23 protein-coding genes are annotated in these 26,844 nt (G+C 65.7%); 12 read left to right on the forward strand and 11 right to left on the reverse strand.

Annotation, left to right across the window (positions count from 1 at the left end; all coding sequences use genetic code 11):
- Positions 1-10: 10 nt before the first annotated feature.
- Positions 11-1,387: an NAD(P)/FAD-dependent oxidoreductase gene (locus AC54T3_RS12285; protein WP_496625114.1), complete on the forward strand. Its 1,377-nt coding sequence runs from the start codon at positions 11-13 to the stop codon at positions 1,385-1,387.
- 12 nt (positions 1,388-1,399) lie between these two features.
- Here AC54T3_RS12285 and AC54T3_RS12290 read toward each other — a convergent pair whose 3' ends face one another.
- Entirely contained in the window at positions 1,400-2,845 is a 1,446-nt protein-coding gene (locus tag AC54T3_RS12290) for an aldehyde dehydrogenase family protein (protein ID WP_496625116.1), read from the reverse strand.
- Between the two features lie 338 nt (positions 2,846-3,183).
- On the opposite strand from AC54T3_RS12290, the gene AC54T3_RS12295 reads away from it, so the two are divergent.
- The 7 genes from AC54T3_RS12295 to AC54T3_RS12325 are packed head-to-tail and all read left to right on the forward strand — an operon-like array spanning position 3,184 to position 11,064.
- On the forward strand, positions 3,184-3,498 hold the full coding sequence (locus AC54T3_RS12295; protein ID WP_496625117.1) for a helix-turn-helix domain-containing protein: 315 nt from the start codon (positions 3,184-3,186) through the stop codon (positions 3,496-3,498).
- Positions 3,498-5,585: a hydrogenase 4 subunit B gene (hyfB, locus tag AC54T3_RS12300; protein ID WP_496625119.1), complete on the forward strand. Its 2,088-nt coding sequence runs from the start codon at positions 3,498-3,500 to the stop codon at positions 5,583-5,585. The genes AC54T3_RS12295 and hyfB overlap by 1 nt, the downstream gene beginning before the upstream one ends.
- The gene (locus AC54T3_RS12305) at positions 5,582-6,547 is read left to right on the forward strand and encodes a respiratory chain complex I subunit 1 family protein (protein ID WP_496625120.1); all 966 of its coding nucleotides are present in this window, start codon (positions 5,582-5,584) and stop codon (positions 6,545-6,547) included. Before hyfB ends, AC54T3_RS12305 begins: the two co-directional genes overlap by 4 nt.
- A gap of 2 nt (positions 6,548-6,549) precedes the next feature.
- Positions 6,550-7,272, forward strand: coding sequence for a formate hydrogenlyase (locus AC54T3_RS12310; protein ID WP_496625122.1), 723 nt, complete (start codon positions 6,550-6,552; stop codon positions 7,270-7,272).
- The gene (locus AC54T3_RS12315) at positions 7,269-8,783 is read left to right on the forward strand and encodes a hydrogenase 4 subunit F (protein ID WP_496625123.1); all 1,515 of its coding nucleotides are present in this window, start codon (positions 7,269-7,271) and stop codon (positions 8,781-8,783) included. Before AC54T3_RS12310 ends, AC54T3_RS12315 begins: the two co-directional genes overlap by 4 nt.
- A 54-nt stretch (positions 8,784-8,837) precedes the next feature.
- Positions 8,838-10,538, forward strand: coding sequence for a hydrogenase large subunit (locus AC54T3_RS12320; RefSeq protein WP_496625124.1), 1,701 nt, complete (start codon positions 8,838-8,840; stop codon positions 10,536-10,538).
- A 10-nt stretch (positions 10,539-10,548) separates the two neighbouring features.
- Positions 10,549-11,064 carry an NADH-quinone oxidoreductase subunit B family protein gene (locus AC54T3_RS12325; RefSeq protein WP_496625126.1) on the forward strand — a complete coding sequence of 172 codons (516 nt, stop codon included), beginning with the start codon at positions 10,549-10,551 and terminating at the stop codon, positions 11,062-11,064.
- 66 nt (positions 11,065-11,130) lie between these two features.
- On the opposite strand, the gene AC54T3_RS12330 is transcribed toward AC54T3_RS12325, so the two are convergent.
- Genes AC54T3_RS12330 through AC54T3_RS12345 form a run of 4 tightly spaced genes read right to left on the reverse strand, consistent with a single transcriptional unit; the run spans position 11,131 to position 15,458 of the window.
- Positions 11,131-12,807, reverse strand: coding sequence for an FMN-binding glutamate synthase family protein (locus AC54T3_RS12330; protein WP_496625127.1), 1,677 nt, complete (start codon positions 12,805-12,807; stop codon positions 11,131-11,133).
- A 24-nt stretch (positions 12,808-12,831) separates the two neighbouring features.
- Positions 12,832-14,466 (reverse strand): acetolactate synthase large subunit, encoded by a 1,635-nt coding sequence (locus tag AC54T3_RS12335; protein WP_496625128.1) that lies wholly within the window; start codon positions 14,464-14,466, stop codon positions 12,832-12,834.
- A 9-nt stretch (positions 14,467-14,475) separates the two neighbouring features.
- Positions 14,476-14,931 (reverse strand): response regulator, encoded by a 456-nt coding sequence (locus tag AC54T3_RS12340; protein ID WP_496625129.1) that lies wholly within the window; start codon positions 14,929-14,931, stop codon positions 14,476-14,478.
- Positions 14,928-15,458, reverse strand: a complete 531-nt coding sequence (locus AC54T3_RS12345) for a sigma-70 family RNA polymerase sigma factor (RefSeq protein ID WP_496625130.1) — start codon at positions 15,456-15,458, stop codon at positions 14,928-14,930. Before AC54T3_RS12345 ends, AC54T3_RS12340 begins: the two co-directional genes overlap by 4 nt.
- Positions 15,459-15,720: 262 nt before the next feature.
- Between AC54T3_RS12345 and AC54T3_RS12350 the strand changes: the two genes are divergently transcribed.
- Both AC54T3_RS12350 and AC54T3_RS12355 read left to right on the forward strand, forming a co-directional pair.
- Positions 15,721-15,972, forward strand: coding sequence for a hypothetical protein (locus tag AC54T3_RS12350; protein WP_496625131.1), 252 nt, complete (start codon positions 15,721-15,723; stop codon positions 15,970-15,972).
- A 10-nt stretch (positions 15,973-15,982) separates the two neighbouring features.
- Positions 15,983-16,189, forward strand: a complete 207-nt coding sequence (locus AC54T3_RS12355) for a hypothetical protein (protein ID WP_496625132.1) — start codon at positions 15,983-15,985, stop codon at positions 16,187-16,189.
- Positions 16,190-16,227: 38 nt separating this feature from the next.
- Here the strand turns inward: AC54T3_RS12355 and AC54T3_RS12360 are convergent, their stop codons facing one another.
- The 6 genes from AC54T3_RS12360 to kdpF form a co-directional block, all read right to left on the reverse strand.
- A complete protein-coding gene (locus AC54T3_RS12360; protein ID WP_496625133.1) occupies positions 16,228-16,938 on the reverse strand; it encodes a response regulator in 711 nt (236 codons plus the stop codon).
- Positions 16,939-17,011: 73 nt separating this feature from the next.
- The gene (locus AC54T3_RS12365) at positions 17,012-19,681 is read right to left on the reverse strand and encodes a DUF4118 domain-containing protein (protein ID WP_496625134.1); all 2,670 of its coding nucleotides are present in this window, start codon (positions 19,679-19,681) and stop codon (positions 17,012-17,014) included.
- A gap of 115 nt (positions 19,682-19,796) precedes the next feature.
- Positions 19,797-20,420: a potassium-transporting ATPase subunit KdpC gene (gene kdpC / locus AC54T3_RS12370; RefSeq protein ID WP_323683855.1), complete on the reverse strand. Its 624-nt coding sequence runs from the start codon at positions 20,418-20,420 to the stop codon at positions 19,797-19,799.
- Between the two features lie 9 nt (positions 20,421-20,429).
- Positions 20,430-22,466, reverse strand: a complete 2,037-nt coding sequence (gene kdpB / locus AC54T3_RS12375; RefSeq protein WP_496625135.1) for a potassium-transporting ATPase subunit KdpB — start codon at positions 22,464-22,466, stop codon at positions 20,430-20,432.
- 18 nt (positions 22,467-22,484) lie between these two features.
- Positions 22,485-24,194, reverse strand: coding sequence for a potassium-transporting ATPase subunit KdpA (kdpA, locus tag AC54T3_RS12380; protein WP_496625136.1), 1,710 nt, complete (start codon positions 24,192-24,194; stop codon positions 22,485-22,487).
- A gap of 79 nt (positions 24,195-24,273) precedes the next feature.
- Positions 24,274-24,354 carry a K(+)-transporting ATPase subunit F gene (gene kdpF / locus AC54T3_RS12385; protein WP_416274564.1) on the reverse strand — a complete coding sequence of 27 codons (81 nt, stop codon included), beginning with the start codon at positions 24,352-24,354 and terminating at the stop codon, positions 24,274-24,276.
- Positions 24,355-24,571: 217 nt separating this feature from the next.
- Between kdpF and AC54T3_RS12390 the strand changes: the two genes are divergently transcribed.
- Both AC54T3_RS12390 and AC54T3_RS12395 read left to right on the forward strand, forming a co-directional pair.
- A complete protein-coding gene (locus tag AC54T3_RS12390) occupies positions 24,572-25,237 on the forward strand; it encodes a potassium channel family protein (RefSeq protein ID WP_496625137.1) in 666 nt (221 codons plus the stop codon).
- A 20-nt stretch (positions 25,238-25,257) separates the two neighbouring features.
- Entirely contained in the window at positions 25,258-26,598 is a 1,341-nt protein-coding gene (locus AC54T3_RS12395; protein WP_323683859.1) for a TrkH family potassium uptake protein, read from the forward strand.
- The last annotated feature ends 246 nt before the right edge of the window (positions 26,599-26,844 follow it).

Here is a 26,844-nt window from a genome sequence, read left to right on the forward strand (position 1 = left end):
GGAGTCCGTCATGCCCGATGCATCCAGCACGCCCATCACGGACCCCAGCCGCCGCCCTCGGATCATCATCATTGGTGGCGGCTTCGCCGGTGCGACCGCAGCCAAGGCCCTCGAGCGGCGCCTGCGCTCGGCCGAGATCCATCTGCTGTCGGCCGAGAACCATCTGACCTACAATCCGCTGCTGCCGGAGGTGGTCGGCGCCTCGGTGCTGCCCGGTCATGTGGTCGCGCCTTTGCGACAGATGGTGCGCCGCGCCAAGGTCCACCAGGTGCAAGTCACCGGCATCGATACTGATGCGCGTCGCGTGCATTTCCGCAATAGCTCCGAGGGCGGCCACCTCGATTATGACCATCTGGTGCTGGCCTGCGGCAGCCGCGCGAATCTGCACATGATTCCCGGCATGGCCGAGCACACGCTGCCGCTGAAGACGGTGGGCGATGCGCTCTATCTGCGCAATCGGGTCATCGCCCGGCTCGAGGACGCCGAGCTGACCGAGAACCCGACCTTGCGCCGCTGGCTGAAGACCTTCGTGGTCATCGGTGGTGGCTTTTCCGGGGTCGAGGTCGCCGGTGAGATCAGCGACTTCCTCACCGAGAGCCAACGCTGGTATCGGCAGTCGCAGCTGGAGCCCGCGCGGGTGGTGATCGTCCATGGTGGTCCACACTTGTTGCCGGAGCTGCCGGAGCGACTGGGCCGCTTTACCGAGCGCCAGCTGTCGCGCCATGGCGGGGTCGAGGTGCGACTCGGAACCCGCAGCGAGGCGATCGATGCGCAGGGCGTGACGCTCAACAAGGGCAGTCGTATCGATGCCGGCACCGTGATCAGCACCATCGGCACGACGTCGAATCGGCTCATCGATGCCCTGCCTGCTGAAAAGGAACGAGGCCGCTTGCGCGTCGAGGCCGATATGTCGGTACCGGGCCTGGCGGGTGTCTGGGCCATTGGCGATTGTGCGGCGGTGCCGAACAGCCGGGCCGATGGGTCACCCTGCCCGCCGACGGCGCAGTTCGCGTTGCGCCAGGGACCACAGCTCGCGGCCAATCTCGCTCGGCACGAGCGCGGCGAGCCGACCCGCGCGTTCGGCTATCAGCCCAAGGGCCTGATGTCGGCCATTGGTCATAACCGCGCCGTGGCGCGGGTCTACGGTATGAATCTGTCTGGGTTCATCCCCTGGCTGCTCTGGCGCGGCTTCTACCTGCTCTATATCCCGACCCTGGCGCGCAAGGCGCGGCTCTATCTCGAGTGGAACTGGGCGATGTTCTTCCCGCCTGATATCGCCCATCTGCGGTTTACGCGCACGGTTGATGACAGCGAAGAGGCCGCGCAGGAGGAAGGCGCCCAAGGCGTCAAAGAGCGCTCACCGACGCCGGTTGCTGAGCGTGTTTGACGCCCCGCTGCCTCAGTCTGCCCGCCAGACCACCAGCTTCTCGATGCGCATCTCCTCGAAGCTATAAGGCATTCCGCCGGTGCCCAGTCCTGATTGGCGCAATCCGGCAAACGGCATCCAGTCGGTGCGAAAGGCGGTGTGATCATTGATCATCACCGCCGAGGCAGCAAGACGCTCGGCGGCATGCCGTGCAAAGGCCAGCTCACGCGTGAACACCGCAGCCTGGAATGCAAACGGCAGGGCATTGGCCGCCTCGATCGCCGCATCGACCTCAGCATAGGGATAGACGCAGATCACCGGGCCGAACAGCTCCTGCGTGCTGACCTTGGCCCTGGCCGGCGGGTCGAACAGCACCGTCGGCGCATAGCAGGTCCGGGAGAGCGGCTCACCACCGCAGAGCAGGGTCGCGCCCTGCCCCACCGCCTCGAGCACCCAGTGATCCACGCGCTCGACCTCGGCCGGGCGGATCAAGGGACCGATCGCGGTCTCGGCCAGGGTCGGATCATCGATGCGCATCCCGGCCGCGGCCTCCGCCAACGCCTGCGCCAGATCCAGCGCCTGATCCTGATGCGCATAGACGCGCTGCACCGAGACGCAGACCTGGCCGGCGTGATAGAGGCCGCCCTTGGCGAGCAAGGGCACGACCTGTTGCAGATCGACGCCGCGATCGACCAGCACCGGCGCCGCGCCGCCATGCTCGAGCGCACAGCGCGCACCGGGCGCCAGTCGCGAGCGCAGATGCCAGCCGACGCGCGCGCTACCGATGAAGCTGAGGAAGGCCACGCGCGGATCGGTCGCCAGCGCCTCGGCGGTCGCCGGCGCATCAGTGACCAACGCCTGCGCCCAGGCCGGCGGCAGACCGGCCTCGCGCAGCAGATCGATGAAACGCAGGCACGACAGCGGCGTGTCCTCGGCCGGCTTGATGATCACCGGACAGCCGGCGGCGACCGCCGGCGCCACCTGATGCACGATCAGGTTCAAAGGATGGTTGAAGGCGCTGATCGCCACCACCGGACCGATCGGCTCATGGGTGCTGAAGGCCCAGCGCCCAGCGCCGGCGGCGGTGGCCTGCATCGGCACCTCGCGCCCGCCGCTGTGGCGCGGCAGCTCGGCGCAACAGCGCAGGCCGTCGACCGCCCGTTCGGCCTCGACGCGCGCATCGCTCAGCGGCTTACCGCCCTCGCGGGCGATCAACAGGGCCAGCTCCTCGTTGCGCGTCGCCATCAGCTCAGCGGCCCGGCGCAGGATCGTCATGCGTTCAAAGTCCGGTAGCCAGCCGTCGCGCTGTCGGTAACAGGTGTCGGCCACCGCAAGCGCTCGCTCGACACCTTGACGATCGACGGTCTCAACGGTCGCGATCGGTCGCAGAACGAAGGGATTGAGCACTTCGAACGAGCCGACCGGCGTGACCTCGGCAGCGATGCGATGGCGGCGATGCGGTTGTTGGTCATTGGTCATGGTATCGATCCCCTCTTGCTGACGAGTCAAACTTGGCAAGGCTTTGCCTGTTCTTAGCAAACTCCACGCCATTCTTTGGCGGCACTGTTTCTAAACCATTTTCGCCCGTTTCACCGGATCGATGAACAGGATTCGTTAACAGGATCCGTTGCCGCGCGTTAGTCCGTTGATCGTCTTGTTGCATCCGACTGCTAACGACGAAGCCGGTCAGTGCCGGCCTGAAGACAGGCAACGACGGCCTCGGTGGGATCAGCGATGAGACTGATGCTTTAGACTTGCTTTCTAACATTTTGTAGCACTATAGTTAACGTCTAAAATTACTTATCAACTGTTAAGACATGCTCATCGCCCCACAACTGCGCGCCGCAAGGGCGCTACTCGGATTGGATCAACGCCAGCTGGCCGAGGCAGCGGGGCTGTCGCTGCCCACCATTCAGCGCATGGAGGCCAGCAACGGCATGATCCGCGGCAACGTGGACTCGTTGATGAAGCTGGTCGACGCGCTTGAGCGTGCGGGTGTCGAGCTGATCGCCGAGGGCGCGACCAGTACCGGCGGTGGACGCGGCGTGCGAATGAGGGCGCTGGCCACCGCGGCTGATCCGCCCAACTCCGCCGAGCTCAGTGACCAGCCCTCAGCGCGGAGCGCCGCCTGATGCCCGAGCCATTGTCGGCGCTGATGCCGGCACTCCCATCCCCACTCGGACTGGCGGGGCTGGCCGTATTGCTATCGCTGCTCTCCGGCCTCGCCGCGCTGCCGGCCGGTCGCTGGCCCTGGCTGCTGCGCGAAGTGTCCCTGCCGCTACTCGGCCTCGCCGGTCTGCTGGCGCTTGGGGCCGGACTGGGCGCCTTGGCCTCTGGCCAAGCTGAGACGGCAACCCTCCCGTTCGGCCTGCCGTGGCTACCTTGGCAGCTGCACCTCGATGCCTTAGCGGGCTGGTTCCTGGTCATCATCGGCCTGGTCACCGGCGCGGTCGGTCTCTACGGTCCGGCCTATGTGCGTGACTTTGAGCAGGAGCACAGCTCGCTGGTCATGCTTGGGGCCTGCACCGGGTTGTTTGTGGTCGGCATGCTGCTGGTGGTGCTGGCGGCCGATGCTTTTCTGTTCATGCTGGCCTGGGAGCTGATGTCGCTGGCGTCCTATTTTCTAGTGGCCTTCCGTCATGAACAGGCGGCCAGCCGACGCGCCGCCTTTCTGTATCTGTTGATGGCCCATCTCGGCGGCCTGCTGATCCTGCTCGCCTACGCTGTGCTCGCAGCCTTCGGCGACGGTTTCAGGTTCGCGGGCATGGGCAGCGCTGAGCTCAGCCCGACCTGGGCGGCCATCGCCTTCAGCCTGGCCTTCGTCGGCTTCGGCATGAAGGCCGGCCTGGTGCCGCTGCACGCCTGGCTGCCCGAAGCACATCCGGCAGCGCCCTCGCATATCTCGGCGCTGATGTCGGCGGTGATGCTCAAGGTCGCGGTCTATGGGTTCGTGCGGGTGGTGTTCGATCTGATCGGCAACCCGCATTGGTCCTGGGGTGTGGCACTGATCCTGGTCGGTGGCGCCTCGGCGGTGCTTGGCGCGCTGTATGCCATGGTCCAGACCGACCTCAAGCGCTTGCTCGCCTACTCGTCGGTCGAGAACCTGGGCGTGATCTTCCTCGGGCTTGGGCTCGCGCTGCTGTTTCTCAGTGCCAATCTGCCCATGCTCGGGGCACTGGCGCTGGTGGCCGCGCTCTATCACGCGCTCAACCATGCGCTGTTCAAGGGGCTCTTGTTCTTCGGCGCCGGAGCCATCCTGCACAGCACCCATGAGCGCGATCTGGGACAGATGGGCGGGCTGCTGCGACGCATGCCCTGGACCGGTTTGTTCGTCCTGATCGGGGTGTTGGCGATCGCTGGACTGCCGCCGTTGAACGGCTTCGTCTCCGAGTGGCTGTTGTTCCAGGCCGCGCTGCAGGCGTGGCAGCTGGACAGTGGTGTGCTGCGCACGCTGGTGCCACTGGCCGCCGCCGCGCTGGCGCTGACCGCGGCGTTGGTGGCCGTGACCTTCGTCAAGGTCTTCGGCATTGCCTTCCTCGGTCAGGCGCGCTCGCGCCATGTGCGCCGCGCACGCCCGGCACCGCTGGGCATGCGCGCCGCGCTCGGTTTGCTGGCCGTGCTCTGCATCGGCTTGGGCGTGCTGCCCGCTGCCGTGCTCGGACTGCTCGGTCAGGTACCGGTGCTGCTGCTCGGCGTCGGACTGCCCCAGGCCACCGCCCATGGCTGGCTCTGGCTGACACCAATCTCGGCGCAGACCGCGAGCTACAGCGCGCCCCTGGTGGTATTGCTCCTGCTGGGGATCGCCGGGCTGACGCTGCTGCTGTTCAAGCGCCTGCTGAATCCCGCTGGTAGGCGCCGGCGCCAGCGCCGCTGCGATCCCTGGGATTGCGGCTTTGCCGTGCCAACGCCCTCGATGCAGATGAGTGCCGGCGGCTTCGCCCAGCCCCTGCGGCGCGTGTTCGCGCCGGCCTTTGCGCTGACCGAGACCTTGGCGCTGCGTGATGATGGCAGCCGCCGTTGGCTGGTGCGCATCGGCGATCGCGCCTGGGCCTGGCTCTACCTGCCGGTCAGCCGACTCGTCGAGCAGGCGGCGCGACGAGTGGTACGCCTGCAATCCGGCAGCGTGCGGCTGTATCTCGGCTGGACCTTGGCAACCCTGGTGGTGCTGCTGTGGATCATCACGACGCCCGTCGCGGCGGCTACGGGGTATGGACGATGAGCAGCTCGCTCACCCTGATCGGCTGGCTTCTGGCGCTTTTGCAGGCGCTGCTTTACCTGGCACTGGCCCCTTTGCTGGTCGGCTGGGTGTGCCTGGTCAAGGCGCGGCTCCAAGGCCGACGTGGGCCCGGTCTGCTGCAGCCGTATCGCGATCTGCGCAAGCTGTTCGCCAAGGATACCCGGGTCGCGCACACCGCCTCGCCGCTGTTCATCGTCGCGCCCTACCTGGTGCTGGTGGCGACCTGGCTGGCCGCCGCCACGGTGCCCATGCTGGCGCTCGAACTGCCGACCGCTGTGATCGCCGACCTGATCGTGCTCGCCGGTCTGCTGGCCCTGGGCCGGGTGTTTCTGGCTCTCGCCGGCATGGACGTCGGCACCGCCTTCGGCGGCTTCGGAGCCTCGCGCGAGATGTTGGTCTCAGCACTGGCGGAGCCGGCGATGTTGATGGCCGCCTTTACGCTCGCGATGACCGCGCATAGCACGAATCTGTCCAGCGTGATGGGCACGCATCTGGCCGAGGGCTTGGTCGTACGACCCTCGTACCTGTTCGCCTTCGCCGCGTTGGTGCTGGTTGCGATCGCCGAGACCGGGCGCCTGCCGGTCGACAACCCGGCGACTCATCTCGAGCTGACCATGACCCACGAGGCGATGTTGCTGGAATACTCCGGCCGCCACCTGGCCCTGATGGAGTGGGCGGCACAACTGAAGCTGCTGCTCTACGCGGTGCTGCTCGCCAATGTGTTTCTGCCTTGGGGGATCGCTGCCACACCGACCCTCGGACCGCTGTTGCTGGCCCCGGTGGCAATCCTGATCAAGCTAGCCCTGCTCGGCGCTGCCCTGGGCCTGGCCGAGACCTTGTTTGCGAAGCTGCGGCTGTTTCGAGTGCCGACCCTGCTCAATCTGGCGCTGTTGCTCGGACTGCTTGGACTGCTGAGCCATGTCATCTTAGAGGTGGGCGCGTGAACATGGCCGAGCTGCCCTTGTTGCAGCAAGCGCTCGTCCTGCTCGCGGCGCTCGTGCTGTTCTTATCCTTCGTGCTGCTGGCGCAGGCGCGGCTGGTCTCGGCGATCCACGCCTTCGCCTGGCAGGGTGGCTTGATCGCCGCCGTCACGGCTGTGGTCGCCCTCATCGAGGGGAGCCATCATCTTTATTTCTCGGCGCTGCTGACGCTGATACTCAAGGCGCTGTTGATCCCCTGGATGCTGCATCGCCTGGTGCGGCGGCTGGCGCTGGAGCGGCATCGCGAGACCATCGCTCGCCCGGCCTTGGCAACCAGTGGCGCGGTGGCACTGGTCATCTTCAGCTGGTGGCTGGTGCTGCCGATCATCGCCGACGAGCTCGCCTTCACCCGCAACATCATCGCCGTGAGTCTGGCCGTGGTGCTGATCGGGCTGTTGATGATGGTGAGTCGGGCGCAGGCAGTGGCCCAGGTGCTGGGCTTCATGTCGATGGAGAACGGGTTGTTTTTGGCGGCGGTCTCGGCCACCGGCGGCATGCCCCTGGTGGTGGAGTTGGGCGTCGCCTTCGACGTGCTGGTGGCGATGGTCTTGTTCGGCGTCTTCTTCCTGCAGATCAGCGATAGCATCGACTCGCTAGACGTGGACCGGCTTAACCGGCTGCGCGAGGCGGATGCGGCTGCCGATCCAGGGGTGGGCGGCGCGGACGCTGGCGGTGAGGCGCCGCGATGAGCGCCCTGACCTGGCTCCTGCTGACGCCTTTGACGGGTACGCTGCTGCTCCTGCTGCTGCCGCCGTTGCACCCCCATCATCAAGTTTGGAGCCGGCGCCTGGTCGGCTGGCTGTCGCTGGCGATCTCGGCGCTGACCTTCCTCGCCGCACTCTGGCTCGCCGCTGGCGTGGCCGCGACGGGCCAGTTGCGCGTCAGCGCGCTGAGCCTGCCCTGGCAGGTGGATAGCCTGAATGTCTCGCTGATCCTGCTGACCGCGTTCATTGGCTTCACCACCGCGATCTTCGCGCGGCCCTACATGGTGCACGCGTGCGTCGACGGGCGCATTGGCCCGCGTCGGTTGCGCACCTTCCACAGCCTCTATCAGCTGTTCATGCTGACCATGCTGGTGGCGCTGACGACCGATAACCTGGGCGTGCTCTGGGTCGCGGTCGAGGGTGCGACCCTGGCCACGGTGCTGTTGGTCTCGCTGTACCGCACGCCGGAGGCGATCGAGGCGGCCTGGAAGTACTTCATCCTCTGTAGCGTCGGCATCGCCTTGGCCTTGTTCGGCACCGTGCTGACCTATTTCGCCGCACAGCATGTGCTGGCCGATCCCAGCGCCGGGCTGACCTGGAGCCTGCTGCATGCGGCGGCCGGCGAGCTGGACCCGGCGGTGATGCGCCTGGCGTTCGTGTTTCTGCTGGTGGGCTACGGCACCAAGGTCGGTCTGGTGCCGATGCACCAATGGCTGCCGGATGCGCATTCTGAGGGACCGACGCCGATGTCCGCGGTGCTCTCCGGTCTGCTGTTGAATATCGCGCTCTATGCCCTGGTGCGGCTGAAGATGCTGGTGGACGGCTCGCTCGCCGCAACCGCCGCGCCACAGCTGGCCGGGCACTTGATGATGGGCTTCGGTCTGGTGTCATTCCTGGTTGCCGCGCTGTTCCTGCATCGTCAGCGCGATATCAAGCGCCTGTTCAGCTATTCCAGCATCGAGCACATGGGGCTGATGACCTTCGCCTTTGGGCTCGGCGGCGCGCTGGCCACCTTCGGCGCCCTGCTGCACATGCTGGTGCACTCTTTGACCAAGTCGGCGATCTTCATCAGCGTTGGTCATGCCACCCAGATCGCCGGCACGCAGCGCATCGACCAGATTCGCGGCCTGCTCCGCACCCAGCCCGCAGTAGGCTGGGGACTGCTGCTCGGTGTCACCGCCATCGCCGGCTTTCCGCCGTTCGGGATCTTTACCAGCGAGTTTCTGCTGTTGAGCGCCACGATGAAGACTGCGCCCTGGCTCAGCGTGGCGCTGGTGGTCGGACTGGCGATCGCCTTCGCCGGTCTGTTTCGGCACCTGCAGCCAATGGTCTATGGCACGCCGCCGGCTGGGCAGTTGCCGGTGGCGGCGAACATGTGGCCGGTTGCGGTTCATCTTGGGCTGGTGATCTGGCTTGGGGTCGCGATGCCGGTGCTGCTGGTCGGTTGGCTCGACGATGCCGTGCTGTTGATCGCCGGTATTGGGCTGCCCGGATGATCGGCCAAATGATACTGGCCTCTTTCCCCTGAGCCGACGCACACCGAGATAGAGATGAAGAACCTCGATGGGTTGTCTGAATACCAGGAGCGGATGCGAGACGCGCGTCTGCGCCTGCGTGATGCGGATCAGCAGACGCTGGTCCCTGCCCACCGGCTGTGCGTGCTGGCCGAGGACTGGGGCGCGGCGGCGCGGATCGCCGCCGCGATGGGACTGCGTCATGCCGGCGTATTCGCTGATCCGCCGGATCGCGCGCGCCCAGTGGCGTCCGACGTTGCACTGCTTGCCACAGCGCATGCCGTGACTCCCGATGAGACCATCGACGCGGCCGCAGCAGAGCGCACAGACCAGATCGAGCCCGCGATCACGCTGCGTGCGGTCCTGGAACGACACGGCGACTATCTGCTGCTGGAGACTCAGGTGCCGCTGGCTCGGCCGGAACTGCCCTCGCAGACCCCTTGGTATCCAGGGCTCGATCGGCTCGAGCGCCATGCGCAGGATCTGATTGGCGTGCGTTTTATCGGCCATCCGCACCCGCATCGCTGGACCCGCCATCAGGCCTGGGCCGAAGGGCGTTTCCCGCTGCGGGCGGAGTTTCCATTGGCGGGTGATGAGCAGCATCGCGCCCCGGCGGATTGGGATTATCCTTTCGAGGCGCTGCCCGGTGACGGCGTCTATCAGATCCCGGTCGGCCCCGTTCATGCCGGCATCATCGAGCCCGGACATTTCCGCTTCCATGCCGAGGGCGAGACGGTTCTGCAGCTGGAGGCACGGCTCGGCTACGTGCACAAGGGCATCGAGCGACTGGCGGTCGGCCGCGACGCCATGGGGCTCGCGCGGCTCGCGGGGCGAGTCAGTGGCGATTCGACCGTCGCCCATGCCTGGGCCGCCTGTCAGGCGCTGGAGCGCGCCACCGGCTGCGTGGTCCCGGAGCGCGCACTGGCGCTGCGTGGATTGCTGTGCGAGCGCGAGCGGGTCGCCAACCACATCGGCGATATCGGCGCGATCTGCAACGACGTCGGCATGGCCTTTGTGCACATGCAATGCGCGCGGCTGCGCGAGCGCTGGCAGCGCGCGAGCCAGGTCCATTTCGGCCATCGCTTATTGATGGATCAGGTCATCCCCGGGGGGGTTGCCGTTGATTTGGATGCGGCCGCGCTCGCGCGCCTGCGCGCTGAGCACGCGGCTCTGCGGCGCGCGGTCGTCCCGATCTTCGCCATCGTCGATGACCTGCCGTCGCTCGCGGATCGGCTGCTCAGCACCGGGCAGCTGCATGCCGAGGATGCCCGTGCCTTAGGCTGCACGGGGTATCTGGCCAAGGCGAGCGGGCTGGACTTTGATCTGCGTCGGGATGCGCCTTATCCACCCTATGATGGGCTCGGACTTGCCATCGAGGTGCCGGTGCAACAGGAAGGTGACGTGGCGGCACGCGTGCGGGTGCGCATGCAGGAGGTTCGTCAGAGTCTTGACCTGATGGATGCGCTGTTGCAGCACCTGCCGGAGGGGCCGATCGCCGCTGACTTGCCGCCGGCGCCTCCCGGCTCGCTCGGACTCGGCCTGATCGAAGGGTGGCGCGGTGAGGTGTTGGCGTTCGTACGCCTCGGCACTGACGGGCGGGTCGCGCGCTATTTCGCCCGCGACCCGAGCTGGTTCAGCTGGCCGGCGCTGGAGCGGCTGATCCACGGCAATATCGTCCCGGACTTCCCGGTCTGCAACAAATCCGTGAACGCTTCGTATTCGGGCCACGACCTATGACGACGCAACCATGCTCCGCATCCTGACGCAAGCACTGCGCACTGGACTCGCCACCGAGCCGGTTCCCGCGACCGATGATCAGGCATTGGCCGAGATCGGTATCGCCCTGCAGCGTCGCATCGATGCCCGCCTCGGCCGCAGCCTGGCGATTCGGCATGTCGATGCCGGCTCCTGCAACGGCTGTGAGCTGGAGATCCATGCCCTGAACAATCCGTACTACGACCTGGAGCGGTTCGGCGTTCACTTCGTCGCCTCACCGCGCCATGCCGACGCGATGTTGGTCACTGGTCCGGTCTCGCGGCACATGGAGGAAGCGCTACGACGCACCTGGCGCGCCATACCTTCACCGAAGTGGGTCATCGCCGCCGGCGATTGCGCCTGCAACGGCGGCGAATTCGGCTGTTCCTACGCCTGTCGCGGCGGTGTCGACCAGGTGTTGCCGGTCGATGTCGGGATTCCCGGCTGCCCGCCGACGCCGCTTAACCTGCTGCGGGCGTTGCTGGCGATACTGACCACATCCGAGTAAGAAAGTCCTAACCGACGGATGGCCAAACGAGAGGTGCCTTGCAAACGATGCGCCGCCGAGGCCAGCTCATTTCACCGGCGCGTGCAGCGACGGAGCGGACTTCATCGCCGCGATCGGAGGCTCAAGCGATGGCTTGCGCGATAGCTCAAGCGGACTCGGACTTGGCCGCGGTTGGCGCTCAGCATCCTCCGCCACCGCGATCTGATCGCGCGGCCAGGTCCGCGGCCGGCTTAGGGCCGCGATGATCTGCCGCTCGGACTCCGGATAGAACTGATCCAGGCCGATCGTGCGTCCATCCGCCTGCACCAGATGGGCATGGAAGCGCCGCAGCTCGCGCGGGCTGCGCACGCCGCAAGAGTGCGCGATGACGCCGACCTCCTTGACCAGATTCTGCACGTAGGCGGCCACGCGCACCGCCTTGGTCGGCGGATGCAGGCCACGTTGGAACTTGCGCTGATGGGTGGTGATACCGGTCGGACAGGTGTTCTTGTTGCACTGCAGCGCCTGGATGCAGCCGAGCGCGAACATGAAGCCGCGTGCCGAGGTGATGAAATCGGCCCCGACACAGAGCGCCCAGGCGACATCGGCTGGAGTGACGAGCTTGCCCGAGGCGATCACCCGGATGCGCCCACGCAGCCCGTATTCGGTCAGCTTATCGACCAGCATCGGCAGACTGACCCGCAGCGGCAGGCCCATGTCGTCCATCAACGGCATCGGCGCGGCGCCGGTGCCACCGTCGGCGGAATCGACAGTGATGAAATCCGGCGCCGAGGCCTCACCGCGCTCATGCACCATGGTCAACAGCTCATCGAGCCAGCCGTAGGCGCCGAGCACCACCTTGAAGCCGACTGGCTTGCCGGTGACTCGGCGCACCCGCTCGATGAGATCGAGCAGCTCGGCGGTGTTGCCAACATCCGGGTGGCGATTCGGACTGATGCTGTCGACGCCGACCGGGATGCCGCGGATCTCGGCGATCTCGGAGTTGACCTTGGCCGCCGGCAGGATGCCGCCCTTGCCGGGCTTGGCGCCCTGACTGAGCTTGATCTCGAACATCCGCACCTGCGGATGCGCGGCGACGGTTTCGAGGCGCTCATCGCTGAGGTTCCCAGCGGTATCGCGCACTCCGTACTTCGCGGTACCGATCTGAAACACCAGATCGGCGCCCCGCTCCAGGTGATAGCGCGAGAGCCCACCCTCGCCGGTATTGAGCCAGCAGCCGGCCTTGGCCGCGCCGCTCGCCAAGGCCTCGAGTGCCGGCTTGGAGATGGCACCGTAGCTCATGCCGGAGATATGAAACAGCCCGGCGGTGGTATAGGGTTCGCGCGCGAAGGGGCCGATGGTGAGCGGCTCCGGCGGCACCGCATCCTCGCCCAGGGTTGGGAAGGGGCAGTTGACGAAGATCACCTGTCCCGGCACCGTCAGGTTGCGTGTCGAGCCGAAGGCGACGGTGTTGTCGACGCCCTTGGCAGCACGATAGACCCAATTGCGCTGCGCCCGATTGAACGGCAGCTCCTCACGGTCCATGGCGAAGAAATATTGGCGAAAGAACTCACCGAGGCGCTCGAACAGATAGCGAAAGCGGCCGATGACCGGATAGTTGCGGCGGATCGCCTGCGCCTTCTGGGTGCTGTCGACGATAAAGGCGTAGACGCCCCAAAGGGCGGCCAGGCCAATGACAAAGATGAACAGCGCCGACATCAGCTGCAAGGACGTCAGCAGGAAGTTTTCGGTCGAATCGAACATCGTGAGCATCGTCTTTGACTCCTCTCAGACCGGGCACTGCAGCGCGGCGAGGCGCTCGGTCAACAGCATGTTTTGGGCGTAGTCGACCGGGCAGTCGATGACGGCGACGGTGCCGCAGTGCAGCGCCTGGTCGAGGACCGGGATCAGCTGCTCAGCTGAATCGACCCGATAGCCGCGGGCACCGAAGCTCTCGGCGTACTGGACGAAGTCCGGGTTGTTGAAACCGATCTGGGTATCGCGGCCGAAGCGCCGGTCCTGATGCCACTTGATCAAGCCATAGGCGCTGTCATTCCAGATCAGGACCACGAAGGCGAGCCCGAGCCGCAATGCGGTCTCGAGCTCCTGGGAGTTCATCAAGAAGCCGGCATCGCCGGTGATGGTCACCACGCGCCGCTCGGGATGGACCAGCTTGGCCGCCAGCGCGCCGGGCACGCCAATACCCATGGCGGCGAAACCGTTGGAGATGATGCAGGTATTCGGCGCCAAGGCTTGCCACATGCGCGCGATCCAAATCTTGTGTGCGCCGACGTCCGAGATCAGGATGTCCTCAGGCGCCATCACCTGGCGCAGATCCCAGAGGATCTTCTGCGGTTTGATCGGAAAGCCCCTGTCCTCGGCGTACTCGCGGTTCTCGGCCTGGATCGACTGATTGAGGCCATCTGCCCAGTTCTCGGCGCGCGGCTCCAGGGACTCGGTCAGGCCGCGCAGCGCGGCGCCAATGTCGCCGACGATCCCAACCTCCACCGGATAATGGGCATCGACCTCGGCCGGCTGCTGGCCGATGTGGATCACCGCCTGCTGCGGATTGCGGTGCCAGCGCTCGGGGTGGTACTCGACCATGTCGTAACCGACGCAGATGACCAGATCGGCGCGCTCGAAGCCGCAGGCGATCAGATCGTCACCCGAGAGCCCAGCGGTACCGAGCGACAACGGGTGATCACGCGGGATCACGCCCTTGGCCATGAAGGTCTTGGTGACCGGGATGTTCAGGGTCGCGGCGAAGCGGTCCAGGGCCGCGGCGGCGCGCGCGCGGATGACGCCGTTGCCGGCCAGCACCAGCGGCCGCTCGGCCTGGGCGATCAGCGCCGCGGCCTCGGCCAGGCGCTCCTCCGGCGGCCAGGGCGTGCGCGGATTCTGCACCCGCAGCGGCGCCGTCTCCGCCACCTCAGCGGCGGCGATGTTCTCGGGCAGCTCGATGAAGCTCGCCCCCGGTTTCTCCATGGTCGCCTCCTTGAACGCCTTGCGCACGACCTCGGGGATCACCTCGGGCTCGCGCACCGAGGTCGCGTACTTGGAGACCGGCGCGAACAGGTTCACCAGGTCGACGATCTGGTGGCTCTCCTTGTGCAAGCGATGGGTCGAGCCCTGTCCGGCGATCGCGACCACCGGCGCGCGATCGAGATTGGCGTCGGCAACGCCGGTGACCAGGTTGGTCGCACCGGGCCCCAGCGTGCCCAGGCAGACCCCGGGTCGACCGGTGAGGCGGCCGTAGACATCGGCCATGAAGGCCGCACCCTGCTCATGGCGAACGGTGACGAATTGGATCGGGCTGTCGATCAGTGCATCCATCAGGTCGAGGTTCTCCTCGCCTGGAATGCCGAAGATGTACTCGACACCCTCGTTCTCGAGACAGCGGACAAAGAGCTCAGCGGCACGCATACAGCACTCCTAGGGTTGAGCCGGTCGCGCCGGCTTTTCGCTCGCAACAAACAACTGGTGAACACTGTGCAGATTGACCGGCTTTCTCAGAAAGGCGCGGATATGAGGCGCCAGCGCCGGATCAGGCTGCAGATCATGGGCACCGCTCATGAGCACGATCGTGAGCCCTGGAGCACGCCCTGCCAGCTCCGCCCCCAGCTCGCGTCCGTCGCCATCCGGCAAGCGGATATCGATCAGGGCTCCGCGCACCGGCTGTCTCTCGATGAGCTGCCGGGCCTCAGCGCAGTCACCAGCGGCACGAATCTGATAGCCGAGGTCGCTCAGCTCCCAGCTCAGCATCTGGCGCAGAGGCGCGTTGTCTTCGACCAGCAGCAAGGGCCTCGCTGGACCACAGCCGCACTCCACCATGCCCAGCACTCCGCGCCGGCCAAGGTCGGTACGGTCAAGCCCCCTGGCGGCCGTCATGACCGTTCGCCCAGCGCATCGCGCAGCCGTTGGCGGGCGCGAAACAGCCGCGTGCCCGCCCCCGCAGAGGTGAGACCAAGGCGCGTCGCGATCTCTTGCTGCGAGTAGCCATGCAGCACCTGCAGGATGAGCGGCTCGCGATACTCGTCGGTCAGCGCACGAAGCGCCCGGCGCAGGACAAAGGCATCGGTGGAGGTGTCGTAGTCCCGAGCCGCCTGTGCCGGCAGCTCTTCAGTCGGCATCGCGCTCTCGCGCGGTTGGATGCGCTCGAAGCGGCGCGCATTCTCGCGGCGCACGATGGTCTTCATCCAGCCCAGCGCTGCGGCCGGGTTCTGCAGCCGATCGAACGAGCGCCAGGCCCGCAGCAGACTGTCCTGGACCAGATCTTCGGCGACCTGTCTGTCACCGGAGAGCCGGTAGGCGTACTTGAAGAGACTGTGCCGATGGGTCTCCGCGAGGACCTCAAAGCTCGGCGCCTCAAGCGTCTCCAGCGATGGGGTGGATGCGAGTGCAGCAGAAGCAGACATGGAGGAACTCCCGAAGTCGATGAGTGATCTGCCTGCTCTATCGCAGCTCTCGTGCCATCTTTTAACTTATTGTTTTATAGTGCCTTTATAGAGTTTCGACCCGACGAAGAGAACGTTTCGTTAAAACGATCCGTTGCAACGCGGTATCGGTTCGCTGCAGTGCGGCCATGCGCGGTTGGTCATCAACACGAAATATCTGCGGCGGATGGCTGGTCCTACCCGGTATCCAAGCGCTATCCGCGTCGCGCAGAGGGCTCAACCCGTGAACTGTCTATCCTTTCGCCGGCAACTGCTGGTCGATCCGCAAGGACGAAAAGCCGATCTCCAAGCCCATGCGGCGCAGTGCGCCCCCTGTGCGCGCGCGCTGCAGCGCGCGCTCGCCTTTGAGGCGAGTCTTAAGGCGGCACTCCTCTTGGACAATGCTGACGACGAAGGCGCGCATCGCGAGGACGAGACCGATGACAGCGGCGACGCCGATTCAACGACGTCGGTCTATTGCGCGAACGGTTGCTGAGCGTGACGCCATGTCGACACAGCGACGCGCTCTCAAACCCATCGCCAGCCTGGCGGCCGGCATAGGCCTGATTGCCCTACTGAGCGGAGCGCTCGCGCATGCCGATACAACGGTCGAGGGCCGGGTCAACGGCCTGCGTTGCGCGCAGGGCGGCCATGTCTGCCCGCTCGAGAACCTGGATGCCCACCTCTCGTTCGAGCTGGAGCTGGTGCTATAGCTGTCCGATGGCCAGTACTACTTCCTCACCGGCGAGCGTCAATGGCACCTGCCATCGAGAAAGCGATAGCCAACCCCGGGCTCCGTTCTTAGATAGCGCGGCTCATCGGTGTCTTCACCCAGCTTGTGTCGAATACGACCGACGAAGTTGCGCAGATAATGGGTGTCATTGGTATGGGTCGGTCCCCAGACCTCGCGCAACAGCTGGGTTTGGGTGACGACCTGGTTGGGACTCGAGACCAGCAGCTTGAGAATGGCAAACTCTTTGCGCGTGAGGCGAACCTCTTCGCCCATCACGGACACCAAACGCTTGACCAGATCGATCCGCAGATAGCCGTCATCGTAGACTCCGGCATCGGGCATCGTCGTCGCCCTGGGCAGGCGCAGTAGGTTACGCACACGCGCCAGGAATTCCTGGATGCCGAACGGCTTGGTCACATAATCGTTAGCACCCGCGTCCAACACGGCAACCTTGTCGCTCTCCGATGAGCGCACAGACAGGATCATGACCGGCACGCTCGACCAATGCCGCAGTTCAGTGAGCACCGATTGGCCATCGGCATCGGGAAGACCAAGGTCGAGCACGATCAAGTCCGGCGTCTGGGTCGCCGCGAGCTCGAGACCGTTCCCCGCTGTCTCCGCCTCGATGACCTGATATCCCTGGCTCTTGAGACTGATACGCAGGAAGCGACGGATCTGGTCCTCATCGTCGATGATGAGGATACGGGCCGATGTTGGGCTTTCCGTCATGCGTGCTTGTCGTTACCAGAAATGAAGGGAACGCGACCTGAGAAAAGTGAGTTGTTCACTCACTCCTCTCATCTCACTCCTCTTGTTCGCCGACTGGAGGCTCGGTCAGCGGCAAGCGGATAGCGATGCTGGTTCCCCGACCGCCCGGACCCGGGAACGCCTCGATGCGCCCGCCGTGGGCGCCGATCATGCCGCTGCAGATAGCCAGCCCCAACCCGCTGCCATGCTTGCCGCGATCCCCTTCGCCGCCGGTGAAGAACATGTCGAACACCTGTTCGCGCTGATCGGGCGGAATGCCTGGTCCTTCATCCGAGACCCTGATCAGGAGCTCGGCGCCCTCACGCGTCGCCGCCACCCGCACGTCGCCGCCGTCGGGCGAGAATTTCGCCGCGTTTTCGATGACATTGACCAGCGCCTGCTCGATCAATGCCGGGTGCACATAGAGCAGCGGCAGGCCCGGTTCGATGTTCCTGACCAACCGACACTGGCTCAGCAGCTCGCGGGTGCGGCGCAGCGCCGAGTTGAGAATATCGTCGATGCCGATCCAGTCCCGCTCCAGTTTCAAGGTGCCGTGACCGAGTCGGGTCATGTCGAGCAGATTCTGGATGTAGCGGTTCAGTCGCTCGCCTTCACTGATCACGGCGTCAAGCAGCTCTTGTCTGTCCTTGGTGGAAAGCGCTTCATCCAGCGAACGCAAGCTGCTCGCGGCCCCGATCATCGAGGCCAGCGGGGTGCGCAAGTCGTGCGAGACCGATGACAGCAGCGCGGAGCGCAAGCGCTCGGTCTCTTCCGCGATCTTGGCCTGCTCCAGGGTGGTGGCGAGACCGATACGGGCAATGGCCATCGTCACCTGCGTGATCAGGGCATCGATGGCGGCGAGTTGTTCACTCTGGAAACCTTGGCTTGGTTGATAGACACCGAGCACACCGAAGCAGTCCTGATCGATGGCCAGGGGCAGAAAGCGCCAATCGATCGCCGAGAGGGTTTGGGTTTGAAAGCCGCTCGGTTGCCGGTGATCATAGGCCCACTGTGCCGCCGACCAGGCCTTGTCATTCAGCGCCAGCTCGTCCTGTGAGGCGGCTGCCAGTGCCATCTGACCGCCATCACTGGGTGCGAGCAGCACGACCGGCACGTGCAGATGCTCGGCGATGGCCAGGGTCGCCTCGCGATGGACCGTCGCGAGGTCGACCGCAGCCGCCAGGCGGCGGCTCAGGGACAGCAGCCGTTGCGTCTGTTCATTGGTGCCGCGCAGCGCGAGCACCTGGTGGCGCAGACGACCAGCCAACTGGCCGCCGATCAGGCCCATGATCAGAAAAAAACCGACGGTCACCAGCTCATGCGTGCGAGACATGGCAAAGGTGTAACGCGGCTCGGTAAAGAAGAAGTTATAGGCGGCAGCGCTCAGGACCGCAGCGATCAATGCCGGGCGCATGGCCGTGCGCACCGCGACCAGCAACACGGCGGTCAGGAAGACCAACGACAAGCTGGGCAAGGGAACCAGTGGTTCGATGGCGGCGGCAACCCCGGTCGCCGCCGCGACCACAACCAGTAACAGGACATAATCACGCGCGGGCTCAAGTCGCCGGAGCCAGCGTCGACGTCGCCGCACGCGGGCCGACCTTGAGGCCACGAAGGTGATCTCGAACTCCTCGGCCTGGCGCAACAGGCGTTGACTCAAGGTGGTGCCAAAGCGTCCTGCCCAGGGTCGCTGCCGACTCCGTCCGACCACCAGGGTGGTGGCATTGTGCTCGCGCGCGAAGGCGATCAATTCCTCCACGGGATCGTGGCCGCGCAGCGTGACAGGTTCGCCGCCGAGACGCGCGGCCAGCTCGAAGGTGCGCTCGACACCGGCCTGCTGTTCCGGGCCGGTGTCGCCGCGATCGACGAACACCACGCTCCAGGGCGCCCGACGCCGCTCGGCGAGGCGTCGGCCGAGGCGCACCAGCTCATCACCATTACCGACGCCATCAACGGCGACAACGATGCGCGCGCGCACCGGCCAGGGACCCGCGACCCCCTGAGTGCGCATGACCTCGCGCACATCGCGATCGATGCGCTCAGTCACGGTCTGCAAGGTCAGCTCGCGCAGGGCCGACAGATTGGTCGGACTGAAGAAGCCATCAAGAGCCGCGCGGGCCTGTTCCGGGACGTAGACCTTGCCCTGCTTGAGCCGCTCGATCAGCTCGCGAGGTGTCAGATCCACCAGCACGACGTCGCGCGCCGCGCTGAGCAGGGTGTCCGGAACCGTCTCCCGCATGCGCACGCCGGTGATGCGTGCAACCGCATCGTTCAGACTCTCCAGGTGCTGGATATTGACCGTGGTCCAGACATCGATGTCGTGTTCTAGCAGTTCCTCGATATCCTGATAACGGCGTGGATGGCGGGTCCCGGGAATGTTGCGATGGGCCAGTTCGTCGATCAGCACCGCGGCTGGCGCGCGTTTGAGAATGGCATCCAGGTTCAGCTCCCGAAACTGCGCGCCGCGATACTCGAGCGGCAGCAGCGGGATGGACTCCAGTCCCTCGCACAGCGCCTCGGTTTCCTGCCGGCCATGGCTCTCGATGATCCCGATGACGATATCGGCGCCCTCGTGCCGCGCCTCGCGCGCCGCCTCCAGCATCTTGTAGGTCTTGCCAACGCCGGGGAAGGCGCCTAGAAAGATCTTGAGCGCCCCGTGACGCTCGCGCGTGATGGCCGATAGCAGGGCCTGGGGGTCGGGCCGATCGTTCACTGTCGCATTCATGGTCGTTCCAACCTGAATCTCTCCTGGTTTGTCGTCACTTCCGCCAAGGCCGGTTGAACCAAAAGGCCGGGGATGGGCCATCCCCGGCCATGCGCTGCAGTGCCCAGACTGATGCCTACCTGGTGACCGGCTCAGCGTCGAGCCCATCCAGGGCCAGGTTCAACTGCAGCAGATTGACGCGCGGCTGTCCCAATACGCCCAACACGGGCCGTTCCACATGTCCGGCCACGAAGGCCGCGACGGCTGCTCGGGGCAGCCCGCGCGCGGCGGCGACCCGGTCGATCTGAAGTTCAGCGGCCGCCGGGCTGATGTGGGGATCGATGCCCGACCCGGAGGCGGCGATGAGATCGACAGGGATCGCCATCGGTTCCACGGCGTTGGCGGCGGCGATCTCGCTTGAGCTGGCCGCCGCCCGGTCGCGCAGCGCCGGGTGGCTCGGCGCCCAATTGGAACCCGAGACGCCAAAGGGATCGTAGCCGGCAGCCGAGGGACGGCCGTGGAAGTAGCCCGGTGCCTTGAACGGCTGACCGACCAGCGCCGAGCCGATCACCGTGCCATCGCGTTCGACGAGGCTGCCGGTGGACTGCGTAGGAAACAGCACGCCACCGATCGCCACGGTGACCAGCGGGTAGAGGACGCCGCACAGCAGCATCAGCACCAAGGCGCCGCGCAGTGCCGCCAGCCAGCTTTTTACAGGACTCGCGAGGGACTTCAGAGCAACGGATTGGGTTCTTTTCATGACGGTCTCCTACATCAGCAAACCAAGACCAAGATCGATGAGCTTGATCGCCGGGAACGGCAGCAACAGCCCGCCCAGACCGTAGATCAACAGGTTGCGGCGCAGCAGCGCATCGGCACTGATCGGGCGGATGCGCACCCCGCGCAGCGCGAACGGGATCAGCGCCGGGATCACCAGGGCGTTGAAGATCACCGCCGCCAACACCGCCGTGGCCGGGCTGTTGAGCTGCATGATGTCGAGCGCCTGCATGGCCGGCACGCTGGCGATGAAGATGGCCGGCAGGATGGCGAAGTATTTCGCCACGTCATTGGCCAGCGAGAAGGTGGTGAGCGCGCCACGGGTGACCAGCAACTGCTTGCCGATCTCCACCACCTCCAGCAGCTTGGTCGGATCGGAATCGAGATCGACCATGTTGCCGGCCTCCTTGGCGGCCTGGGTGCCGGAGTTCATCGCCAGCCCGAGATCGGCCTGCGCCAGGGCCGGCGCGTCGTTGGTGCCGTCGCCCATCATGGCGACCAACCGCCCCTGCGCCTGTTCGCGCCGAATGTAGTCCAGCTTATCCTCCGGCGTGGCCTCGGCGATGTAATCGGCCACACCGGCCTCTGCGGCGATGGCGGCGGCGGTGAGCGGATTGTCGCCGGTGATCAGCACCGTGCGCACACCCATGGCGTGCAGCCGCTGGAAGCGTTCCTTGATGCCGGTCTTGATGATGTCGGACAAGGGCACGACGCCCAGCACCCGGTCGTCCTCCGCGACCACCAGCGGGGTGGCGCCGCCACGTGCCACCCGCTCCACCAGTGCGCTGGTCTCGTCGGGATAGCTGCCGCCGTTCTCGGTGACGAAGCGGCGGATGGCATCGGGCGCGCCCTTGCGGATGCGACGGCCGTCGGGCTGGTCGATCCCTGAGAGGCGGGTCTTGGCGGAAAACGCCAGGACGCGCGCCTCAGGGTCGGCCTCGACGGTCGCCCCGCGATCACTCGCCAACGCCACGATGGACTTGCCCTCCGGCGTGGGGTCGGCCAGTGACGCAAGCGAGGCCGCATCCCTCAACTGCTCGGGGGCAATCTTGGCCAAGGGCAGGAAGTCGCTGGCCTGGCGGTCGCCGTGGGTGATGGTGCCGGTCTTGTCCAGCAGCAGGGTGTCGATGTTGCCGGCCACCTCCACCGCCTTGCCCGACTTGGCGACCAGGTTGGCGCGCATGGCCCGATCCATGCCGGCGATGCCGATGGCCGGCAGCAGCCCGCCGATGGTGGTGGGGATCAGGCAGACCAGCAGCGCCACCAGCACCGGCACTGGCACCGGCACTGGGACCTCGCCGCCGACAAAGGCGGCGAAGGGCACCAGCGTCGCCACGACGATGAGGAACACCATGGTCAGCGCCGCCAGTAGCACGGTGAGCGCGATCTCGTTCGGCGTCTTTTGCCGCTTGGCGCTCTCCACCAGCGCGATCATGCGATCCAGCAACGACTGGCCCGACTCCACCGTCACCTCGACCAGGATGCTGTCGGTCAGCAGCTTGGTGCCGGCACTGACGCCGCTGTTGTCGGTGCCGGCCTCGCGCAGCACCGGCGCCGATTCGCCGGTGACCGCCGACTCGTTGATGCTGGCGGCGCCGTCGATGATCTCGCCGTCGGCCGGAATCAGCTCGCCGGCCAGCACCCGCACCCGATCGCCGCGACGCAGGGCGGTGGCGGGCACCGACTCTTCAGCGTCCCCCCGCACGCGCCGGGCCACGAGCTGCTCCCGGGTCGAGCGCAGGCTCTCGGCCTGCGCCCGGCCCCGCGCCTCCGCCAGGGGCTCGGCGGCATTGGCAAAGAGCAGGGTGAACAGCAAGACGAGGCTGATCGCCAGATCGAAGCCCCAGGGACGACCGGCCAGCAGATCGGCGCCGGTCAGCCACAGGGTCACCAGGGTGCCGACCCCGACCACGAACATCACCGGATTGCGCGCCAGCCAGCGCGGGTCGAGCCGCCGCAGCGACTCACCCGCCAAGCGGACTAGGGTCTCGGCATTCAGAAGTTTCGATGCGTTGCGTCGATGTTTCATGATAGTTCCTCGAAGGGATCAGCCCGCCAGTGACAGGGACTCGGCGACCGGCCCCAGGGCCAGGACCGGGAAGAAGCTGAGCAGGGCGAACATCAGGATCACGCCCAGGGTCAGCACGGCGAAGGTGGGCGTTTCCACGGCCAGGCTGCCCGAGGTGGTGGGCGCGACACGCTTGCCCGCCAGGTGGGCGGCCAGCGCCAGAGGCGCCAGGATCGGAATAAACCGCCCGAGGATCAGCGCCACCGCACAACTGACATTCCACCAGACCGTATCGTCACCCAGCCCCTCGAAGCCGGACCCGTTGTTGGCGAACGCCGACGTGTACTCATAGAGCACCTGACTCAGGCCATGGAAGCCAGGGTTGGAGTTCTGCGCCAGGCCCGGAATCGCGACCGCCGTGGCGGTCAGCCCGAGGATCAAAAGCGGCTGGATCAGCAGCGCGATGCAGATCAGCTTGATCTCCTTGGCCTCCAGCGCGCGGCCGTAGACTTCCGGCGAGCGGCCCACCATCAGGCTGCCGAGGAAGACCGCGAGCAGCAGAAACAACAGGAAGTTGATCAGCCCCACGCCAACCCCGCCGAAGGTGGCGTTGATGAACATATCCATCAGCAGCGAGGCGCCGCCGAGTGGGTTGAACGAGTCATGCATGCCGTTCACCGAGCCGTTCGAGGTCTGAGTGGTGAAGCTGCCCCAGAGCGCCGTGGCCGTGGCGCCGAAGCGCACCTCCTTGCCCTCCAGATTCGGCCCCTCGGCGGCGAGGCCGGCAAAGGCGGCGTTAGGTTGGTTCTCCGACCAAAGATTGATGCCCGTCAGGACCACCGACATCGACAGCATCACGCCCATCACCAGGATCGCCAGACGCCGCCGGCCCGTCAGATAGCCGGCCATGAACACCAGGGCCATTGGGATCAGCACGATGGCGACGGTCTCGACGAAGTTGGACACCGGCGTCGGGTTCTCTAGCGGCACGGAGCTGTTCGGCCCGTACCAGCCGCCACCGTTGGTGCCCACCTGCTTGATCGCGACCATGGGCGCCACCGGGCCGACCGGGATGCGCTGCTCGGCAAGTGCCGCGCTGGCATCAAGCGGGGTGGCGGTCTGTGCGCCTTCAAGGGTGTTGGGCACCCCCTGCCAGGCGAGCAGTAGCGCGGTGATGAAGGCCAACGGCAGCATCAGCCGGACAATCGCGCGGACCAAGTCAGCATAGAAGTTACCGACCGATACAGGGCCGTCACTGGTCGTCGCCGTTTCCTCCCGTCGCGCGAATGCCGTGCGCAGGATGGCGACCAGCGCCGCGATGCCCGCTGCTGGCGTGATCACCTGCAGGCTGACGATAGCGACCAGATGCGCGAAATAGGACAGTTGCGCCTGACCCGAGTAGTGCTGCTGGTTGGTATTGGTGATGAAGGACGCTGTGGTGTGCAGCGCCAGATCCCAGCTCATGCCCGCGATGCCATCCGGGTTCAGCGGCAGCCGCCCCTGCTGCATCAGGATCACCAGAACGATGAGACCAAGGATGACGTGTAGCTTGAGCAGCGCCTTGCCGTAGTCTTTCCAACTCATCGGGGCAAGGGGTTGAACGCCGATGGCGCGATGGATCACCCACTCGATAGGGCCAAACACCCGATCAAGCGCGGTCGGTGTTGGCGAATAGATCGCCGCCAAGTAGCGCCCCAACGGCCAGGCTAGCAGCAACGCGGCCGCGTAGATGAGCAGAACCTCATTCATAGCTGGTCCTCCCATTCAATGAACAGGAAACACAGCCCGAACAGGGCGACGAGAATCACTGCGCTGACGATGCCCATGGCTAAAACCTCTCGGGCCGCAGCAGGGCGACCGACAGATAGACGAGCAAGGCCAGCACGACGAACAGGAGGATGGCGTACACGATGACCTCACACAGCGTTGTTGACTGACGCTGGAAAGGTTAGAGAGCGCGGGCGTCACAGCGCTAGGCGCCGGCGGGAGAATGGCGTCACAAAGGCGTATTATTTTGCCGCAGCGCGCTTGCCCGCGAGCCAGCGAGACTCGCTGTCGTTTTTGCAAGTTGGCGCCCAAGGGCTAGAATCACCGCCATTCTTGGAATCGCGACCCGAATAACGTCGATGTCAACACAACAAAAGCGCAGTTTCGCCGTGATCGGCCTCGGCACCTTCGGCACCACGGTCGCCTCGGAGCTGGCGCGGTTCAACAACCATGTGCTGGGAATCGATATCCTGGAGCGAAGCGTGGCCAACGTCGCCGAGACGCTGGCCGAGGCGTTGATCGCCGACGGGCGGGACGAGCAGGCGTTGCGCGAGGCTGGCGTCGGTAATTACGACGTGGCAGTGGTGGCCATCGGCGAAGAGCTCGAGGCCAACATCCTCTGCACCATGAACGTCAAGCTGCTCGGTGTGCCCACCGTTTGGGTCAAGGCGATCAGCCGCACCCATCACCGCATCCTGAGCAAGATGGGCGCGGATCGCGTGATCCAGCCCGAGCAGGAGATCGGCCGCCACATCGCGCAGATGCTGCACAATCCGTTGGTGCGCGATTATGTGAGCCTTGGCAACGGCTTCCATGTGGTGGATTTCCGCGTGCCCGAAAGCCTCGCGGGAAAACGGATCGATGAGCTGAGACTGAGCGATGACTTTGACGTGCGCGCGCTTGGCCTGATGCGCGGCTCGGAGTTCCTCTCCTGCGAGAGTGGCAGCGCAGAACTACAAACCGACGACAAGCTGTTGCTGCTGGGGCGCCGCGAGAACATGCGGCGCCTCGGTGACAGCCTCTGATCTGCGCTCTGGTTCGGGTCATGCGCCTGAAGTGGATTAGAAAGGGCGGGCGGCTCCAGATCCCGCCACCCGCGATCCTCGCCTTGCTCTACGCGGCGCTGATCGCCGCCGGCGCCGGATTATTGAAACTGCCGGTCGCAACGCCGGAGCCGATCTCCTGGTCCGATGCCCTCTTTACCGCCACCTCGGCGGTCACCGTCACGGGCCTGGTGGTGATCGATACCGGCAACCAGCTGACCCTGTTCGGACAGACCGTGGTCATGCTGCTGATCCAGCTCGGCGGGCTTGGGCTCATGACCTTCGCGGTGCTGGTCTTGACCATGCTGGGCCTGCCGCTGAGCATCTCGCATCGTATCTACCTGCGCGACGACCTCAACCAGACTTCGATCACCGATCTGCTGGCGCTGGTGCGCGGCATCATCAAGGTGGTGCTGGCCTGCGAGCTGCTCGGCGTGGCGCTGCTTGCCATCGTCTTCGTGCCCGAGTTCGGCTGGGCAGAGGGACTCTGGCAAGCGCTGTTCCACACGGTCTCGGCCTTCAATAACGCCGGCTTCGCGCTATTCCCGGATAGCCTGTCGCACTGGGTCGGCAACCCGATCATCAACCTTGTGGTGCCAGCGCTGTTCATCTTCGGCGGCCTCGGCTTCGTCGTCGTCACTGAGCTTTACGGCAAGCGCGGCTGGCGCCGTTTTTCGCTGCACACCAAGCTGATGATCGTCGGCACGCTGAGCCTGATCCTCTGGTCGGTGCTCCTGTTCGCCGCGCTGGAATGGACCAACCCGGCGACGCTAGGTGGTCTCGATGGCATCGCCGAGCGGCTCTGGGCCAGTTGGTTTCAGGGGGTGACGACGCGCACCGCCGGGTTCAACACCGTCGATATCGGCGGCATCCATGAGAGCACGGCGATGATGTTCATGTCGCTGATGGTGATCGGCGGCGGCAGCACATCGACGGCGGGCGGCATCAAGGTGACCACCTTCATCGTGCTGCTGCTGGCCACCCGGGCCTTTTTCAAACGCCGCTCGCAGCTTCACGTCTTTGGACGCAGCCTCGGGGCCGAGGAGGTCATGAAGGTCCTGGCGCTGGCCATGGTGAGCCTGATGACAGTGCTGGTCGCCATCTTCTTGATCATGCTCACCCACGACGGTGATTTCCTCGACGCCGCCTTCGAGGTCACCTCCGCGTTCGGCACGGTCGGTCTCTCGCGCGGCACCACCGGCGCGTTGGACGAGCTGGGCCGGGCGGTGATCATTGCGGTGATGTTCATCGGGCGCGTCGGGCCGCTGACGCTCGGCTTCTTCCTGGCCACGCGAGCCAAGGCTCGGGTGGCCTATCCGGCGAGCAAGGTGTTTCTCGGATGAGCTTATCCAACTCGCGCTGAACGCCCGCCTGCTGGTCACCGTGCTAAAGCCCAAGACGAGGTGGACTGATTGATGGAAGCCGCCTCTAAAGACCTCGCCTGCGCCTTCAGTGACAATGAGCCGGAGTACGGAGCGGATGGTGCCAGTGCTTGCCTGAGACACCACCCGCTCAGACCGGAGCGGCACAGCTGGCACCCTCCACCGAGCGGCCCAGGTGCAGCAGCTCGATACGCTCGGGGCGCTCCA

It is taken from the genome of Halochromatium sp. NSM3 (assembly GCF_059621085.1).

Bases quoted from the DNA above. Each gene is read 5' to 3' on its own strand.
- hyfB (WP_496625119.1), top strand. From the start codon at position 3,498: ATGCCCGAGCCATTGTCGGCGCTGATGCCGGCACTCCCATCCCCACTC.
- kdpA (WP_496625136.1), bottom strand. From the start codon at position 24,194: ATGAATGAGGTTCTGCTCATCTACGCGGCCGCGTTGCTGCTAGCCTGG.
- AC54T3_RS12340 (WP_496625129.1), bottom strand. From the start codon at position 14,931: ATGACGGCCGCCAGGGGGCTTGACCGTACCGACCTTGGCCGGCGCGGA.
- AC54T3_RS12335 (WP_496625128.1), bottom strand. From the start codon at position 14,466: ATGCGTGCCGCTGAGCTCTTTGTCCGCTGTCTCGAGAACGAGGGTGTC.
- kdpC (WP_323683855.1), bottom strand. From the start codon at position 20,420: ATGAAAAGAACCCAATCCGTTGCTCTGAAGTCCCTCGCGAGTCCTGTA.
- AC54T3_RS12365 (WP_496625134.1), bottom strand. From the start codon at position 19,681: ATGAATGCGACAGTGAACGATCGGCCCGACCCCCAGGCCCTGCTATCG.
- AC54T3_RS12325 (WP_496625126.1), top strand. From the start codon at position 10,549: ATGCTCCGCATCCTGACGCAAGCACTGCGCACTGGACTCGCCACCGAG.
- AC54T3_RS12290 (WP_496625116.1), bottom strand. From the start codon at position 2,845: ATGACCAATGACCAACAACCGCATCGCCGCCATCGCATCGCTGCCGAG.
- kdpB (WP_496625135.1), bottom strand. From the start codon at position 22,466: ATGAAACATCGACGCAACGCATCGAAACTTCTGAATGCCGAGACCCTA.
- AC54T3_RS12395 (WP_323683859.1), top strand. From the start codon at position 25,258: ATGCGCCTGAAGTGGATTAGAAAGGGCGGGCGGCTCCAGATCCCGCCA.
- AC54T3_RS12295 (WP_496625117.1), top strand. From the start codon at position 3,184: ATGCTCATCGCCCCACAACTGCGCGCCGCAAGGGCGCTACTCGGATTG.
- AC54T3_RS12355 (WP_496625132.1), top strand. From the start codon at position 15,983: ATGTCGACACAGCGACGCGCTCTCAAACCCATCGCCAGCCTGGCGGCC.
- AC54T3_RS12310 (WP_496625122.1), top strand. From the start codon at position 6,550: ATGGCCGAGCTGCCCTTGTTGCAGCAAGCGCTCGTCCTGCTCGCGGCG.
- AC54T3_RS12285 (WP_496625114.1), top strand. From the start codon at position 11: ATGCCCGATGCATCCAGCACGCCCATCACGGACCCCAGCCGCCGCCCT.
- AC54T3_RS12390 (WP_496625137.1), top strand. From the start codon at position 24,572: ATGTCAACACAACAAAAGCGCAGTTTCGCCGTGATCGGCCTCGGCACC.
- AC54T3_RS12320 (WP_496625124.1), top strand. From the start codon at position 8,838: ATGAAGAACCTCGATGGGTTGTCTGAATACCAGGAGCGGATGCGAGAC.
- AC54T3_RS12360 (WP_496625133.1), bottom strand. From the start codon at position 16,938: ATGACGGAAAGCCCAACATCGGCCCGTATCCTCATCATCGACGATGAG.
- AC54T3_RS12345 (WP_496625130.1), bottom strand. From the start codon at position 15,458: ATGTCTGCTTCTGCTGCACTCGCATCCACCCCATCGCTGGAGACGCTT.
- AC54T3_RS12330 (WP_496625127.1), bottom strand. From the start codon at position 12,807: ATGTTCGATTCGACCGAAAACTTCCTGCTGACGTCCTTGCAGCTGATG.
- AC54T3_RS12305 (WP_496625120.1), top strand. From the start codon at position 5,582: ATGAGCAGCTCGCTCACCCTGATCGGCTGGCTTCTGGCGCTTTTGCAG.
- AC54T3_RS12315 (WP_496625123.1), top strand. From the start codon at position 7,269: ATGAGCGCCCTGACCTGGCTCCTGCTGACGCCTTTGACGGGTACGCTG.